Raw genomic sequence first — 15,872 nt, 5'->3', positions numbered from 1 at the left:
TAACGTACTCCTCCACCACTGCCTCAGGACCACCTATTATTATGACCTCATCCGGAGCGTAGCTCATAATCTCAGCAGTTACGTTCGGATCGTAAACACCCCACGTAGTCATCACAACAACCGCACCAGTCACGTTTGCTAGGTACCGGGCCAGTGCACAGTCGGCCTCGTTATCACTAACAAGAATGACTGTTACTGAAGTTTCCTCGGCTGAAACCCTTCCGAAAGATAGGGTAGTTGTTATAAGCATCAAACCAAGGAACAGTGCAATTGCTTTTTTCCACCTCATGTCACATCACCTCGATTATTCCTGTGTGAAAAGGCATATTTAAGCCTTCTTCATGAAATCGTCTGTATAGATTCAAGTTTGTTCAGCCTTGATCTGGTTATTGTGATTTTTTGGTCGACATTGTTAAACAACGTTAGCCATCGTTTATTTGTGTTTAAGATGACCATCCGGGAAGGTTAATAGGAAAAGAAGACGTGAGGAAGTTTAAAGAAAGACACTCTACTTTCATACTTCCTCCAGGATCTTTTCAACACTATTAGTCTGCTCTCTTAGCTCAGAGGCAACTGTGTTTATACCTTTCATTTCACTGAGCACTGCATTGAGGTTCTTATGGAGAGAGTACATGGAGAATAGAACCACCACTAAGAGAACGAGCCAGAGGGCTATGTTCACGTACTCGACGTAGCCAGGAGTTTCAGCATAAAAGTATTGGGGAAGGTAAGGGCCCATCAGCTTCCACCTCCTTCAACTGTTTCGTTTCCTTCAGTTTGAGTGTTTAAATCCAGGAGCTTCTCAATAGCTGCGGCGAGCTCTTCTTTGAAGACCTCTCTGTCCAGTCCGTTCTTGATTTCGATGGCCTCGAGGAGCTCATCTGGCTCTGCTTCGATGCCGTAATCCTCCTTTAGGACTTTAACTAGATCGTCCGCAGAGACTCCATAGAGATCCGCGAGCTGTTGTAACGTATAGCTCTTAAGCATCGTTCCGGTGATCTCAACGTAGGTATATGTAGTGGTAGTGTCATTGGTTGGAGTGTAAACGTACTCGTAGTCAGTATCGCTGGAGTCACTCTCTTCTTCCACGAAGTATGCACTGTAGACTTGGAATCCACCAGCTATGAGACCTATCACCAGCAGGAACCCGACCACGGGCTTCCACTTAGTCTTTCTAAAGCCCATCCTGAGCATGGTTATCATGCTTTTAAATCCAATTATCAGGTGAACCGCCACGAGGCCTATCATGACAAATCCTAAATACGTGTGGATGTTGGTCCAGGTGTCTTTATCAAGTCCCAGAAAGGTCCAGCCGACTGTATTTGCTATCCTGCCGGAAGGCGCTAAGTAAAGGGCTATTCCTGAGAGTGCTATTATTGCAAAAACGATCGTTAGTGCTAGGTCTATTATGCCCCTAAGCCAGGCTGGAGCAGCCCTCCACTTCATAGACGGCACCTCCCTTTGCATTTTATTACCTGTACTTTCCTAGAGTGCTTGTCGAACCATATCATACTATCACCAACATATGTATGTTCAAACTTACATATGCTATAATGATTTAAAAAGATTTCGGATGGGCTCTTTTGTATAGTTCCACACAAATATAGAGTTCGACATAAGAACTTTAGACGTTTCAGAAAAATAAAAAGAATTCAGGCGGAGACGTAGTAATATTCTCCCATCTCCTTCTGTTCCCTGTCTTTGACGCTTCCTTCCTTGTTGGCCCTCGGCCTTCCAGTATCCGGATCGCGCCTGAAGGTTACTCCCACACTGGCCAGGAAGCGGTTCATTCCCTCGCGCATTCCCGTCGGAGGCAGAGCCTTACCGTACTTTCCGGGCTCGCCTTCGAAGACCATTATCCTGTCGCTGATGTAGTCTATCATGAGGACGTCGTGCTCGACCACCAGAGCAGTCTTTCCTTCTTTCTCCATGAGGTGTCTTATCGCCCTTGATACCGCAAGCCTCTGCTCAACGTCGAGGTAAGCTGAGGGCTCGTCGAGCAGGTAGAGATCGGCATCGCGTATGAGCGCTGCAGTTATGGCGACCCTCTGCAACTCTCCACCGCTCAGCTCGTTCACCTGCTTGTCGTAGAGGTCTGGAATGCCCAACGGGTTTAACAGCTCTGTCTTGTAGAAGTTGCTGAGGAGCTTTGAGGCGTCGATCTTGCTCAGGAGGTCGTAAACCGTTCCTTCATAGTCTGCCTTGATGTACTGGGGCTTGTAGCTGACCTTGAGCTCCCAGTCAACCTCACCCTCCGTCGGCTTCTCCACGCCGGCCAGCATTTTCACGAAGGTGGTCTTACCGATACCGTTCGGGCCAACGATGCTAACCACTTCGCCCATGTAGAGCGTCCCTGGTTCGGCCTCCAGCCTGAACCCGCCATAATCCTTGACGAGACGCGGGTATTCAACGAGTATCTCGCTCGCCTGGCTCTGTCTTTCGCTGGACTTTGTGAAGCGTATCTCGTAGGGCCTAAATCTAACGTTCTCATCTCTCAGGTAGCCCCTGAGGAATTCGTTGATACCGTTCCTCGTTCCCTTCGGCTGGGAGAAGATACCGTAAGCGCCAGGCTTACCATAGACAACGTGGATTATGTCGCTCAGATAGTCGAGGACTGCCAGGTCGTGCTCGACTGTCAGAACCGCCTTGCCTGAATCTGCCAGATGGCGGATTATCTTCGCCACCTTGAGCCTCTGCCTTATGTCAAGGTAGCTCGAAGGCTCGTCAAAGAAGTAGAAGTGTGCATTCCTGAGTAGAGCCGCGGCTATTGCAACCCTCTGCAGCTCTCCACCGCTTAGCTGGTCTATGTTCCTGTCTAGAACGTTCCTGAGCTCAAGCTCATCAACAACCTTGTCAAGGGCCCCAATCTCGTCTGTCCTCTTGAGTAAGTCCCTCACCTTGCCCTTCACCGCTTTGGGGATTAGGTCAACGTACTGCGGCTTCACGACTGGCCTGATCTCTCCGTTCTTCAGCCTTTCGAAGTAATTCTGGAGCTCGTTGCCGCGGAAGGCTCTGATAACGTTGTCCCAGCTGTCGTTGTCTCCGCAGAGGTTCGGGAGGAGCTGACCTGCGAGTATCCTAACCGCGGTGGTCTTACCGGTTCCGTTCGGACCAAGGATTCCGACGACCATGCCGTCCTTGACGACCGGCAGGCGGTACAGCACAAAGGCGTTGACGCCGTAGCGGTGGACGCAGCCCTCTTCAAGTTCCTCCGGGAGGTTAATAATCGTTATTGCGTTGAAGGGGCACTTGTGAACGCAGATTCCACAGCCTGTACAGCTCGCTTCCTGGATTATCGGTCTGTAGTTCTCCTCGTCGATTATTATCGCCTCTCCTCCCATCCTGTTGACGGGGCAAACCCTCTCACACAGGAAATGCCCGCACTTGTCGGGGTTGCACTTGTCGTAATCGATGACCGCAATTCTCATCCTCACCACCGAGTTAGGCTGAGGAAGAAGGTTTTAAAGGATTGCGGGTTGGATAATCCTTGTTGTTTCGATAGCTGAGAGGCTTCTATGGGCTTCACGGCCTTCTCTGTCTCTTAACTTCCTTCATCCAGAAGTCTCCGTTTTCCCCTTCGGTAGTCGGGGCAAGGAAGATCAGTAACAGGAGGAACAGACCGCCGAACAGCGCCGCGAAGAACAGGGACGGAACGTTTCTTGATGTGAACAGGAGGATAATCCATAGTCTCAGGATAAAGAGCATTAGTTTTATCTTCCTTCGCTTCTTCGCCTTCATCTGCTCCGCCTACATCCTAACGTATTCGTCCTCGTGGGCCTCCATGGTGATCCCCCTAATCATTCTGAGGGCGGTGTTTAAATCACTTATTGTGTTGGTGCCCTTGCCTCCAGAAATTTTTTAGCGGTTTCCCCCAAATATATCCCCATGTCCCTCTTCGAGACCCTCAAATCCCTCAAGTCCGAAATAGCCAAAGTTCACGTTTTTCCCCCGAGAAGCGGCGAGTTCTCCGATTTTCGGTTTAATAACCCCGAGGTCAATTCTCTCCTTGATGAGTTAGGCTTTAAACTGTACCTGCACCAGGTTGAGGCACTCGGAAAGCTCTACTCAGGTAAAAACATCGTGGTAACCACTCCAACCGCGAGCGGAAAGAGCGAGATTTTCAGGCTGGCGATCTTTGACTCATACCTATCCAATCCTCGCGCGACCTACCTGCTCGTCTATCCCACCCGCGCGCTTATCAACAACCAGTTCGAGAAGTTCTCGCTCGAGAACCTCGCGTTCTACCGTCTAACCGGCGAGTTCATCAACGCAAGAATTCTGACGGGCGACGTCTCGCGGGAGGAGAGGCGCGAAATACTCCGCGAGAGACCGCGAGTGATATTCACGACCCCGGATATGCTCCATTACACCATCCTCAGGAGATGGCGTGACTACGAGTGGCTTTTGAGGAACCTCCGCTATCTCGTCGTGGACGAGCTTCACGTTTACCGCGGCGTCTTCGGGAGCAACGCGGCTTACCTGTTCAGACGGCTGGCCTTCAGGTTCAAGCGCCTCGGCGCGAAGCCTCAAATAATAGCCCTTTCAGCAACACTGAGAAACCCTCGGGAGTTTGCCGAGAAGCTTTTTAGAGCTGAGTTCGAGCCGGTAAGCGAAGCCAGGAATCCCTTTCCGAGGCGGTACTTAATCCTATTCGAGCCCAAGAACCTCGACGAGAGACAGCTTTTGAGGGCCGTTGTGGAGAGGCTCGCCGAGAAGAAGATCAAGACCCTCGTCTTCTTCGACTCGCGTAAAGGAACGGAGAAGCTCATGCGCTTCCTCCTCAATTCGCCAGTCTTTCACAAGACGAGCACCTACAAGGGAACGCTGCCTAAAAACATCCGCTGGGAGATAGAACGGGACTTCAAAGAGGGAAAGCTTCTCGTTCTCCTCACAACCAACGCTCTCGAGCTCGGCATCGACATCGGCGATCTGGATGCGGTGATAAACTACGGCATTCCGCCCGACGGTCTCTTCTCACTTATCCAGCGCTTTGGAAGGGCTGGAAGGAGCGCTGATAGGGAAGCGATAAACGGCATTGTCCTCAGGAAGAACGGATTGGATTATTACTACCGCGAGCACTTCGACGAGCTAACCGAGAGGCTCGAGAAGGGCATAATCGAGTACATGCCAGTCAACCTGAAGAACGAGCGCATAGCGGAAAAGCACCTGCACTATCTGCTCACTGAAATAGGGGTAATCGAATGGGACGAGCTGGACGAGTTCGAGCGAAAGGTGATGGAGAGGCTTGTTATAGAGCGCAGGGCCTCGCTCAGGAAGAACCCAATAACAGGCAAGCTCGAGGCCAGACCTCTGAGGCCCGCTTTCAGCTACTCCTCCCTCCGGATGGCCACCGACGAGAGCTTCTTCCTTCTCAAGGACGAGCCCTGGATAAGGGCAAAGCTGATGCAGAAGCGGGATATGGGAGAGCTTCTCCGCTTCGTCAACTGGCTCAAGATCAAGGGTTACCTCATCGAGGAAGTCGATGCCGACGAGTATCACCGCTCACTCCTCCCCGGAATGACTTACTTTTCCCGCGGAGAGCTTTATATGTCAGGAGAGCGCTTAACCCTTGGAAAGTTCCACTTCGTCTTCGCCAAGCAGTTAAATCGCCTCTGGGACGTGGAGACATTCGTGAACAAGCGCGAGGAGGTAGAGATACTTGAGACAACGGCGAGCAAAGCGTATAAGGGCGTAGAGATAGGCCTCGGCCGGCTCAGGGTAAGGCACATCCATACTGGCTTCGCCGTCAAGGGCAACGACGTGGGCAACTACGTGGCTGAACTGATGAGGCTGAAGGAAGCGGGAGTCCTGAAGGGTGAAATCTATTCCCCCCTGAGCGGTGAGAGGGTCAAGGTCGATGAAGACTTCTCGATACTCAACTGGGAAAGGTTCGCCAGGGTTGAGTTTGAGGAGCCCCACATTAGGGAGTTCGAGACTAAGGGAATCTGGCTCGTCTTCCCCGACTGGATACGAGAGATTCCGAACGAGGAGTTCAGGGAATTTTTCGGCATAGCTGCGGAGAAAGACAGGGAAGACCTCGCCTTCACCCTCTACGAGAACCTGGACAGAAAGAAGCTCTTCCCCATCTACCTCGGTGCCACAAGCCACACCATCAGGAAGGCCATAGGCGACGCCCTCCAGCGTTTTGGAATAAACGAGGAGGAGCTGGCCTTTGCGATAAAGAAGATGGTGGACAGCAAGGATGGAATAGGCTCTGCCCTTCATGCCATAGAACACAACATTATCAAGATAGCGCCCATCTTCACCTACGTAGATTCACGCGAACTCGGCGGCTACAGCTACGCGAGTTTCCCCAATCCGCCACACATCGGAAGGCCCCTCGTCTTCATCTATGACGGCAATGAGTTCGGTGCCGGCCTGGCCGAGATACTCTATGAGAACGTCGAGAAGCTTATGGAAAAGAGCTACGAGCACCTGACCGGCTGTTCCTGTAAGGACGGCTGCCCGGTCTGCGTCCTCTCGCCGAAGTGCGGCACCTTCAATGAGTTCCTTGATAAATGGATGGCGATAAGGGTGTGGGAGAAAATTCTGGGGAAATAATGTTAACGTCGAGCGATTTTTACATACCATGTAATTTACATGTGTAAAAAATCACAGGCTCCTCATGAACAGCGGTCTCAGTCTGACTCTCCCCTTAGTCCTCTCCGTGAGGAGCTCCATCAGGGACTCTGCTTCACCCTTCCGCGTCTCGACCGTGAACCTAACTAGCCCACCGTATTCCTCTTCCACTATTCTGCCGCCAGCCTTCTCAACGGTCTCCTTTACAACGTGGAAGAGGTTGTAGGGGAGGGTAACCTCAAAACGCTCGGTTTCGTAGATTTCGACGATGCCAGCATTATCTATGGCCAAGCTGGCCGCATCGCTGTAGGCCTTAACAAGCCCGCCGTAGCCGAGCTTTATGCCGCCGAAGTAGCGCGTAACAACGACAACAACATTGCTCAGACCTTTGTTCTGGATGACCTTTAATACAGGCTTTCCTGCTGAGCCTTTAGGCTCGCCATCGTCATCGTAGCGAACGGCGAAGTTCTTTCCATCGTTGATGAGGTAGGCTGAGACATTGTGGGTCGCATCGCGGTGATGGTCCTTTATCCTGGCTATGAATGCTTTAGCTTCCTCTTCTGAGCTGGCCGGCGAGGCGTAGCCAATGAAGATGGACTTTTTGACAACAAGCTCGGCAGTGCCCACTCCCTTGAGCGTCCTGTATTCCATACCTCACCCTCTCAGTGTCGCTGTGAGCTTCCTATCATCGAGAAGCATCGCTATTGCATCTTTTACATCTTTGACAACAATGTCACTTGCGAGGAGGGCCTCGACGGTCGCTCCTTCTGGCCCTATGACGCAGAAGGCCAATTCAGCGCTCTCGAGCATTGCCACATCGTTGTTTCCGTTGCCAACAGCTATGTAGGAGCCATAGGCCATGGCCTTCTCGAGTTTTTCACTTCCATCTTTAACGCGCTCGATCCTTACTGGAAGGCCTTTGAACTCTTCCTCCAGCGTCCCGAAGGTGTCTGCGCTCAGAATGACGACGGTGTACCTATCTGACAACCTCTCGAGGAGGTGTTTTACCTCTTCATCCACCCTGCCGCTGACGCCAAGGGTGCCGTTGAGGTCGAACACTACTGTTTCGGCTTCTATCTCTCCGTAACCCGGGATCTCCATTGGTCTCACCACCATCCCTTTGTTCGGAGAGTTTTTAAGGGCTTGGACTCCAAACGCCACTGAGAAGGGCAATTCATATCTTGAATGTTAAATATTAAAGGCGAAAAGGTTAAATATTTCACCACTGGGGGTAATATTATGTTAAAGCTGCGGGAGCTCACCAACGACTGGGAGATCCTCGTGAGGCTAAACGCCTTCTTTATAAGTTACTTCGGGTGGCTTCTATTTGGGCTCTCTTACGGTTTTCTCGGTAGGTACAGCGTTGACGTCACCCACTACCTCCTACAGCTCCCGCTCACCTCCAGAGATTTTGTGATCGGCCTCATCGAATTTACAAAAAGTCTCCCTCTCCTTTACTGGCTCTTTGAAGGTGTGTACTACCTTGGTTTTTCGGGCTCAATAGCCCTCGCCGTTGCGTATCTGCTCCTCTACAAAAGGGATCTGGAAGCTTCGGACGAGCTTTTCATTAGATACCTGCTCTCCTACACCGTGGCAGGGTCAATATATTTGATCGTCCACGTCCACGCGCCCCATCTGGTCTACAACCTGCCTGGATATATCTCGGAGAGCACCTATTTGACCAGACAGGAGTTCGTCCTGCCTTCCCTTCACAACACGTTCGCTATGGTCAACATAATTACACTCTGGAGGTACCGGAAGGAGAAGATTGGTGCGACTCTCATTGTCCTTAACTCGTTGATACCCTTCACGACGCTCTTCCTTGGCCACCACTGGATCTACGACATAATAACTGGAATGGTCCTTGCAGTGATCGTTTCGAGGCTCACAGCAGGTTATTCTCCAAGACTTCCAGCAATGTTGTGCGGGCTGGAGCTTTCATATTTAAGACGGCTGGCGGTTCTGAGCTTTTTCATTGGTGTAATCGTCCTCTTTCTAGCCGCTGATCCTCAGTACTGGAGCCAGCTTATCAGCAATCTCCTTGGGACTCCCTGAGAAAAACTTATAAAGGTCTCCAGAGCCCTTAACATGGGACGCCGGGGTAGCCTAGCTCGGCAGGGCGGCGGACTCGTAATCCGCAGGTCGCGGGTTCAAATCCCGCTCCCGGCTCCACAACCGTTCCTCCCTTCTGAAAAGCCTTCCTTTCGAAGAAAGCCTTGCCAAAATGGCGTCTTCTATGAAACGGCTCCTGTTATACATTGGCTTTGTCAAGCATTTCGATGACCTGCGGACTAAGCGTGATGTGAACTTTTGTGTGACTGCATGTATCTATAAAACCTCTCCAGAACAGCCTTCATTGTTGCCATCAACTAACGTTGATCTACACCTCACCACAGAATAAGGCCGCCCTCCACCTGGAGATGGACGGAGGTTGGCTCATCGGTCGAGTCGGATATTATGACCAGATACAGGGGGCCTCTTTTGGGAAATCTCCAGACTCTCTCCACGCTGGTGGTGCTGTCAACCCTAAAGAGGCATATCATCCCTTCTCCAGATTTTAGCATTCTGAGGCCAGTTTCATCGGTGATGCATACTGTAACAGGTCTGTCGGACTCTATCAAAAAATGGAGCATGCTCCACTCGTAGCCGTCTAGCTTGTAGACCTTGTAATCCCCCGGCTCTATCAGGATATCCTCCTTGAAGTTATATGAAGCCCCCCATAGTATTGGCGCGATTATGAGAACAGTAACCACTACTATGGTGAACCCCAGGGCTTCTATGCGCTTAATGGTTGCTGATTTGAGAGCTATCATGGCCACTGTCTTTCCCCATTTTTTATTATCCGTATAGCGTTATTTAAGCGTTGTGACGTTAAGTTGGACTTTGATTATTTTATTGTTACATTTGTCCTCACAATCTGGAGCTTCAGCATCATATTGGACAAAATCCAAGATATGGCAGGTATTACTCTTTCCCTATATGAGCTATTGGGACATTAGAAGCGGTCTTACGGACCCTCCTGAGGATTTATAAGCAAGAAAGGAGAACAGGAAAACCATGGAGAGGGAATCCCTCGGGACACTCCTGGCGATAACTGGGATGTTCATCTACGGCCTCGAGCCAGTCGTGATAAAGTCAAACCCATCAAACCCAATTAGTTTTGCCGCCTTTTCAGCTCTCACGGCCTCCCTGATACTCTGGGGAAGTCTGTTTTTGAGTGGGGATTGGCGGGAGATCCTGGACAATCCAGGAGACCTCAGGAAGGCCTTTTTTGTGGGATTATTTGGAACTGCACTGGCTTATCTTGCCTATTCCTTCGGCGCGCGAATGAGCACTGCCATAAATGCCGCACTCATAACAAGGAGCGAAGTGCTCTTCTCCTTCTTCCTCTCGTGGCTCTTTCTTGGGGAGCGGATAACCCGGCGGCTAGTGGGTTATTCTCTCTTTATACTCGCCGGTTTAACCTTCGTGATCACCCAGGGCCGTTCTCTGGAACTTCACCTTGGGGACTTTCTGCTTCTGCTCGTCCCACTCTTCTGGCAGCTCGGCCACGTTATAGCCAAAAGGCTCTCATACGGTCCGATTATAATAGCAGCACTGAGAAACACCTTCGGCTTTTTACTGCTCTTCCCTCTGGCGGCTGCTACTAGTTTGGAGCTTTCCAGGTTTGTCATCGCCGAGGGCATGATAATAGCTTTAGGCCAGATAGTCTGGTACAAGTCGATAAAGCTCATCAACCTTTCGAAGGCGACGGCGATAATAACGCCCGCTCCTGCAGTGGCGATTGGAATAGGCGTGCTCCTCGGTGAAAGCTTCACGCTCTATCATGCCATCGGTTTTCTCCTCATAACCCTCGGAACGCTGGGTGCAGTAAAAGTAAAGAGTGAGCTCAGAACTTGAGGAGGGCCCAGAGGAAACGGAAGACGTCCTCAAGACGGAAGTGGCCTGTTTCAATACCGTAAATCATACTGACGGGTACTTCTTTAATCCTCGCTCCCATCTTCGTCGCCTTGATGAGCATCTCAGTTTCAACCTCGTAGCGGTCGCTTTCAATAGTCGGCACGAACTCCCTCTTCATTGCCCTGAAGCCGCTCTGGGTGTCGTAAACGTACTGCCTCAGCTTGAGCCTCAAAAGCCTAGTTGTTATTATGTTGCTCAGCCTTCTGTGGAGCGGTCTCTTACCCTGAACCTCAAACTTCCTCGCGCCGATAACGAAGTCTGCTCCCTCTTTAACTATCGGCTCAACGAGGTTTATTATTTCCTCAGGCCTGTGCTGGCCGTCGGCGTCCATGAAAACTATGATCTCTCCAGTAGCTTCCTTCACGCCCTCCCTCATGGCCGCTCCTTTTCCGCTGTTCTTCTCGAGTCTCAACGCTTTGATTCTGGAATCTTTTTTGCTGTATTCAACGGCTATCCCATGGGTGTTGTCGTTGCTTCCATCGTCCACGACGATTACTTCATCCACGAACTCTGGAATTCTCTCGAGGACTTTTCCGATTCGTTTTGCCTCGTTGTATGCTGGGATTATGACAGTTATCCTCTTGCCTTCCAGCATTCAATCATCCTCGCTCAACCTTTCGAGGACCTTCCTGGCTTTTCTCTTGAATTCCTCTTTGTCAAGAAACTCCCAGTAGTGCTCCCTTGTAGGGAAAGAGCCGTTCTTGACCTCTTCACGGTAGTTCTCGAGGGCGAGGCGAATCATCCCACCTATGTCAGCGTACTTCTTGACGAAGGGCGGGACGTTCTCGTAAATTCCAAGGAGGTCGTGCCAGACCAGAACCTGTCCGTCCACGTATGGCCCAGCCCCGATGCCGATGGTCGGAATGGAAACCTCCTCGGTTACGAGCTTGGCAACATCAGCAAGCGTGAACTCCAGAACGACAGCAAATGCTCCGGCTTTTTCAAGGGCCTTGGCATCGCGCAGGATTTCCTCGATCTCCTCCTCGGTTTCGCCCATCAGGCGATAGCCTCCCAACCTGAGGTAGCGCTGTGGAGTTAAGCCGGTATGCCCCATAACTGGAATTCCCATGCGGACGAGCCTCTTAACGAGCTTTTTATGATCATAGCCGCCCTCTATTTTAACGGCATCTGCACCTGCCTGAATCAGCCTGATGGCATTCCTGATGCCTTCTTCAACGTCAACCTCGTAGCTTCCGAAGGGCATATCGGCCAGAACGAGCGCCCGCTTGACGGCTTTGGCAACGGCCCTCGTGTGGAGAACCATCTGATCCATAGAAACGGCCAGTGTGTTTGGCTCACCGTAAACGACCATGCCAAGAGAATCTCCGATGAATACGATGTCCATTCCTGCTCTGTCCGCTATGAGCGCGGAAGGATAATCGTAAGCGGTTATCATAGCGATTTTCTCTTTGCCCTTCATCTCCATAATCGTCCTTGGGGTTATCTCCCTCATGCTCTCACCCTTAGCCTAATAAACCCTCGTCCCTATAAGTCTTCTGGAGGTGAGGGTATGCGCGAGTGGGAACACTACGAGCACACCGCGGACATTGGAATCCGCGGGTACGGTGAGACCCTTGAGGAGGCCTTTGAAGCTGTCGCGTTGGCGCTCTTTGATGTCATGGTCGATGTGAGGAAGGTCGAGCCGAAGGAAGTGAGAGAACTTGAGGTTGAGGCTGAAGACCTGGAGGCTTTGCTCTACCTGTTCCTTGAGGAGCTCTTGGTGCTTCATGAGATGGACGGTCTCGTCTTTGGGGACTTCAAGGTCAAAATCGAGAAGACTGAGGATGGCTATAGGCTCAGGGCCAGGGCCTACGGTGAGCCCCTCAATTACGAGAAGCACGAGCCCAAGGAAGAGGTCAAGGCCATAACCTACCACGACATGAGGATTGAAAAACTGTCAGACGGGAGATGGATGGTCCAGCTCGTGCCCGATTTATGAGGTGGTCAGATGAGCGTGAGGGACGAGATCAGGGAGGCCAACCAAGAGTTTTACGAGCGCTATTCCCAGATAGAGGATACTGACGAGTTTTGGGAGTTCATAGTCAAGCCGCTCCGGCAGAGCATAAGGGTGAACACGCTCAAGGCCCCGCTTAAGGTTGTAGTTGAACGCCTGAGTGAGGATTACAAGCTCGAGCCGATCCCATGGGTCAGGGAGGGCTTCTTTATCAACGTAGATAACCTCGCCAGAGTTCCGGAGCACAGTCTGGGTCTGGTCTTCGGGCAAGAAGCCAGCTCAATGATTCCGCCAGTTGTTCTTGACCCAAAGCCTGGAGAGCTCGTTCTCGACATGGCCGCCGCGCCGGGCTCCAAAACCGGGCAGATAGCACAGTACATGGAAAACGAGGGTTGCATAATAGCCAATGACCCCAAGATAGACAGGGCAAATATACTCATAGCGAACCTCAACAGGATGGGTGTCTTGAACACCCGCGTGACGACGCGCGATGGTGCATACTTCGGAAGGTTTGAGAATACCTTCGACAGAGTTCTACTCGATGCCCCCTGCTCAAGCGTTGGCATGATAAGAAAGAGCTGGAAGTTCCTGACCGGATGGAGGCTCAGGGGAGTCGTCAAATACATGAACATCCAGAAGAGGCTTATCCTTGCAGCATACAAAGCCCTCAAACCAGGAGGAGTGCTCGTTTACTCCACCTGCACCATAGACCCGCTGGAGAACGAGGAGGTGGTTGACTACCTCCTGAGGAAGACGGACGCGAGGCTGGATGATATAGACCTGCCTGTGAAGACAAGCGAACCCGTTCTCGAGTGGGGGGGTAGAACCTACTCAGAAGAGCTTAGGAAAACCCTCAGGATCCATCCCAACGACAACGACACTGAAGCATTCTTCATTGCGAAGATAGTGAAGCCCGGGGAGGGAGAAGCATGAGCGAGAACCCTAGGGGAGAGATAGGGAAGACGGACGATACCGAGCTTGTGAAGAAGCTTTTACTTGAGAATTATGGCTACGCCCCGGAGTTAATCTACGAGATACGCGGCAGATACCATAAGGTCTATGCATACAAGCCTTGTGACTTTGAGGTGAAAAGCACGGACAGACAGGGGGTCTATTTTGGCAGGATCGAGAGCGATGGTATAAGGCTCACCATCGAAGGGAGCTTCCTGGTTGGCCCAAAAGCGACAAAGAACATTGTTGAGCTGGATAAAGAGCGAGCCAAGCGCTATCTTGCCGGCGAGAACGTTGAGATTGACGAAGACCTTCACGGCTGGGTCATTGTCAAGTGGCGCTCCTACTACTTAGGCTCCGCCAAGGCCAAGGAGGGGAGGCTCATCAACTATGTGCCAAAGGAGAGAAGACTGAAGCTGGAGTAACACTTCAGTCCAGCTAAAACTTAAATAACTTCGGGGGGATTTAAAACGGGGGTGAGAGGATGATTCCGCTGAAGAGAATTGACAAGATAAGGTGGGAGATACCGAAGTTTGATAAAAGAATGCGCGTTCCGGGCAGGGTTTATGCTGACGACCAACTCATAGAGAAGATGCGCCAGGACAGAACACTTGAGCAGGCGGCAAATGTTGCCATGCTTCCTGGCATCTACAAGTATTCCATAGTCATGCCCGACGGTCATCAGGGTTATGGCTTCCCGATAGGGGGCGTCGCCGCTTTTGATGTTAATGAAGGAGTTATCAGCCCCGGTGGAGTCGGCTACGACATAAACTGTGGTGTCCGTCTTATCCGCACGAACCTAACTGAAAAGGAAGTCAGGCCGAAGATCAAGGAGCTCGTCGACACACTCTTCAAAAACGTTCCCTCCGGTTTGGGAAGCAAGGGTAGAGTGAGGCTCCACTGGAGCCAGCTGGATGATGTTTTAGCCGACGGTGCCAAGTGGGCAGTTGACAACGGCTATGGCTGGAAGGATGACCTTGAGCACCTTGAGGAAGGCGGCAGGATGGAGGGCGCGGATCCAAATGCCGTCAGCCAGAAGGCCAAGCAGAGGGGAGCTCCACAGCTCGGATCCCTTGGCTCAGGAAACCACTTCCTCGAAGTTCAGGTCATTGACAGAATCTACGACGAGGAAGTGGCGAAGGCCTACGGCCTTTTCGAGGGCCAAGTAGTTGTGATGGTTCACACCGGAAGCAGGGGTCTCGGCCACCAGGTCGCAAGCGACTATCTTCGCGTGATGGAGAAGGCCAACAGGAAGTACGGAGTTCCATGGCCCGACCGCGAGCTCGTCAGCGTTCCCTTCCAGAGCGAAGAGGGCCAGAGGTACTTCAGCGCAATGAAGGCGGCAGCAAACTTCGCCTGGGCCAACAGGCAGATGATAACCCACTGGGTCAGGGAGAGCTTTGAGGAGGTCTTCAAGCGCAAAGCCGAGGACATGGAGATGACCATTGTTTACGACGTTGCCCATAACATAGCAAAGGTCGAGGAGCACGAGGTTGATGGAAAGAAGGTCAGGGTCGTCGTCCACAGGAAGGGCGCTACCAGGGCCTTCCCGGCCGGTCATCCAGATGTGCCGAAGGCTTACAGGGACGTTGGCCAGCCGGTTCTCATTCCTGGCTCGATGGGTACCGCCAGCTACGTTCTTGCTGGAACTGAAGGCTCGATGAAGGAAACCTTCGGTTCGAGCTGCCACGGAGCCGGCAGGCTCCTCAGCAGAAAAGCGGCAACCAGACAGTACCGCGGTGACAGGCTCAAGAACGAGCTCCTCCAGAAGGGCATCTATATCAGGGCGGCAAGCCTCAGGGTTGTCGCTGAAGAGGCCCCAGGCGCTTACAAGAGCGTTGACAACGTTGTTAACGTCGTCCACGAGGCTGGCATTGCCAAGCTCGTCGCCAGGATGCGCCCGATGGGCGTTGCGAAGGGCTGATGCCTTTTCTTTCAACTTTTGGGGGCGTTGCAATGAAGGAACTAACCCACGTCGATGAAAAAGGTGTCAAGATGGTCGAGGTTGGGCATAAGAGGGAAGTCCTCAGAAAGGCTGTCGCGAAGGGCAGGATACGGCTCAGACCGGAGACTATCGAGCTGATAAAGGCCGGGAAGACGAAGAAGGGCAACGTTATTGCGACGGCGCAGATTGCTGGAATTCTGGCCGTCAAAAAGACGCCCGAGCTGATTCCGCTCTGCCACCCGATACCGCTCACGGGCGTGGACATCTCCTTCGAGTTCGGCGAGGACTACATCGAGGCCACCTGCGAGGTTCGCGCGACCTACAAGACCGGAGTCGAGATGGAGGCCCTGATGGGGGTAACCCTCGCGCTGCTGACCATATGGGACATGGTTAAGGCCGTCGAGAAAGACGAGCAGGGTCAGTATCCGTTCACGAGAATTGAGGGCATCCACGTAGTCGAAAAGGTGAAGGAAGAAGGCTGAG

The 15,872-nt window shown here is 51.9% G+C and carries 17 protein-coding genes, 1 tRNA gene and 1 pseudogene; 9 read left to right on the top strand and 10 right to left on the bottom strand.

The window, feature by feature from the left end:
- The 5 genes and pseudogenes from E3E33_RS06625 to E3E33_RS06605 form a co-directional block, all read right to left on the bottom strand.
- Positions 1 to 289: pseudogene (locus tag E3E33_RS06625) on the bottom strand (hypothetical protein); the annotation flags it as partial.
- Between the two features lie 225 nt (positions 290 to 514).
- Positions 515 to 739, bottom strand: coding sequence for a hypothetical protein (locus E3E33_RS06620; protein ID WP_012571689.1), 225 nt, complete (start codon positions 737 to 739; stop codon positions 515 to 517).
- Positions 739 to 1,446, bottom strand: a complete 708-nt coding sequence (locus tag E3E33_RS06615; protein ID WP_167711526.1) for a DUF4405 domain-containing protein — start codon at positions 1,444 to 1,446, stop codon at positions 739 to 741. Before E3E33_RS06615 ends, E3E33_RS06620 begins: the two co-directional genes overlap by 1 nt.
- Positions 1,447 to 1,652: 206 nt before the next feature.
- A complete protein-coding gene (locus E3E33_RS06610; RefSeq protein WP_167711577.1) occupies positions 1,653 to 3,428 on the bottom strand; it encodes a ribosome biogenesis/translation initiation ATPase RLI in 1,776 nt (591 codons plus the stop codon).
- A 94-nt stretch (positions 3,429 to 3,522) separates the two neighbouring features.
- Positions 3,523 to 3,738, bottom strand: coding sequence for a hypothetical protein (locus E3E33_RS06605; protein WP_167711527.1), 216 nt, complete (start codon positions 3,736 to 3,738; stop codon positions 3,523 to 3,525).
- A gap of 147 nt (positions 3,739 to 3,885) precedes the next feature.
- Between E3E33_RS06605 and E3E33_RS06600 the strand changes: the two genes are divergently transcribed.
- Positions 3,886 to 6,561: a DEAD/DEAH box helicase gene (locus E3E33_RS06600; protein ID WP_167711528.1), complete on the top strand. Its 2,676-nt coding sequence runs from the start codon at positions 3,886 to 3,888 to the stop codon at positions 6,559 to 6,561.
- Between the two features lie 51 nt (positions 6,562 to 6,612).
- On the opposite strand, the gene E3E33_RS06595 is transcribed toward E3E33_RS06600, so the two are convergent.
- Positions 6,613 to 7,230, bottom strand: coding sequence for a YigZ family protein (locus E3E33_RS06595; protein ID WP_167711529.1), 618 nt, complete (start codon positions 7,228 to 7,230; stop codon positions 6,613 to 6,615).
- A gap of 3 nt (positions 7,231 to 7,233) precedes the next feature.
- Positions 7,234 to 7,680: an HAD family hydrolase gene (locus E3E33_RS06590; protein WP_012571683.1), complete on the bottom strand. Its 447-nt coding sequence runs from the start codon at positions 7,678 to 7,680 to the stop codon at positions 7,234 to 7,236.
- Positions 7,681 to 7,818: 138 nt separating this feature from the next.
- On the opposite strand from E3E33_RS06590, the gene E3E33_RS06585 reads away from it, so the two are divergent.
- Positions 7,819 to 8,634: a phosphatase PAP2 family protein gene (locus tag E3E33_RS06585; protein WP_167711530.1), complete on the top strand. Its 816-nt coding sequence runs from the start codon at positions 7,819 to 7,821 to the stop codon at positions 8,632 to 8,634.
- A 40-nt stretch (positions 8,635 to 8,674) separates the two neighbouring features.
- Positions 8,675 to 8,751, top strand: a tRNA-Thr gene (locus tag E3E33_RS06580).
- 215 nt (positions 8,752 to 8,966) lie between these two features.
- Here the strand turns inward: E3E33_RS06580 and E3E33_RS06575 are convergent.
- On the bottom strand, positions 8,967 to 9,392 hold the full coding sequence (locus E3E33_RS06575) for a hypothetical protein (RefSeq protein WP_012571681.1): 426 nt from the start codon (positions 9,390 to 9,392) through the stop codon (positions 8,967 to 8,969).
- 244 nt (positions 9,393 to 9,636) lie between these two features.
- On the opposite strand from E3E33_RS06575, the gene E3E33_RS06570 reads away from it, so the two are divergent.
- Positions 9,637 to 10,479: a DMT family transporter gene (locus tag E3E33_RS06570; protein ID WP_167711531.1), complete on the top strand. Its 843-nt coding sequence runs from the start codon at positions 9,637 to 9,639 to the stop codon at positions 10,477 to 10,479.
- Here E3E33_RS06570 and E3E33_RS06565 read toward each other — a convergent pair.
- Together E3E33_RS06565 and panB are read right to left on the bottom strand one after the other, a co-directional pair.
- Complete coding sequence (locus E3E33_RS06565) at positions 10,469 to 11,134, bottom strand: glycosyltransferase family 2 protein (protein WP_167711532.1); 666 nt, start codon at positions 11,132 to 11,134, stop codon at positions 10,469 to 10,471. The two genes, E3E33_RS06570 and E3E33_RS06565, sit on opposite strands and share 11 nt — an antisense overlap.
- Positions 11,135 to 11,992, bottom strand: coding sequence for a 3-methyl-2-oxobutanoate hydroxymethyltransferase (gene panB / locus E3E33_RS06560; RefSeq protein WP_167711533.1), 858 nt, complete (start codon positions 11,990 to 11,992; stop codon positions 11,135 to 11,137). It abuts the gene before it with no gap.
- Positions 11,993 to 12,049: 57 nt separating this feature from the next.
- Here panB and E3E33_RS06555 point away from each other — a divergent pair, with 57 nt between their 5' ends.
- From E3E33_RS06555 to moaC, 5 genes are read left to right on the top strand one after another with little or no spacing between them, the layout of a single operon-like run.
- Complete coding sequence (locus E3E33_RS06555; RefSeq protein ID WP_048055040.1) at positions 12,050 to 12,478, top strand: archease; 429 nt, start codon at positions 12,050 to 12,052, stop codon at positions 12,476 to 12,478.
- Positions 12,479 to 12,487: 9 nt separating this feature from the next.
- Positions 12,488 to 13,426 carry a tRNA (cytosine(49)-C(5))-methyltransferase gene (locus E3E33_RS06550; RefSeq protein ID WP_167711534.1) on the top strand — a complete coding sequence of 313 codons (939 nt, stop codon included), beginning with the start codon at positions 12,488 to 12,490 and terminating at the stop codon, positions 13,424 to 13,426.
- On the top strand, positions 13,423 to 13,869 hold the full coding sequence (locus E3E33_RS06545; RefSeq protein WP_167711535.1) for a hypothetical protein: 447 nt from the start codon (positions 13,423 to 13,425) through the stop codon (positions 13,867 to 13,869). Before E3E33_RS06550 ends, E3E33_RS06545 begins: the two co-directional genes overlap by 4 nt.
- Before the next feature lie 59 nt (positions 13,870 to 13,928).
- Positions 13,929 to 15,368, top strand: coding sequence for an RtcB family protein (locus E3E33_RS06540; RefSeq protein WP_167711536.1), 1,440 nt, complete (start codon positions 13,929 to 13,931; stop codon positions 15,366 to 15,368).
- A gap of 32 nt (positions 15,369 to 15,400) precedes the next feature.
- The gene (moaC, locus tag E3E33_RS06535; protein WP_012571673.1) at positions 15,401 to 15,871 is read left to right on the top strand and encodes a cyclic pyranopterin monophosphate synthase MoaC; all 471 of its coding nucleotides are present in this window, start codon (positions 15,401 to 15,403) and stop codon (positions 15,869 to 15,871) included.
- Position 15,872: the final 1 nt, after the last annotated feature.

Source organism: Thermococcus sp. GR5 (genome assembly GCF_012027535.1).
Lineage (GTDB): Archaea > Methanobacteriota_B > Thermococci > Thermococcales > Thermococcaceae > Thermococcus > Thermococcus onnurineus.
Note: the sequence above shows the minus strand (reverse complement) of the source record. Positions and strands in the feature narration are given on the sequence as shown.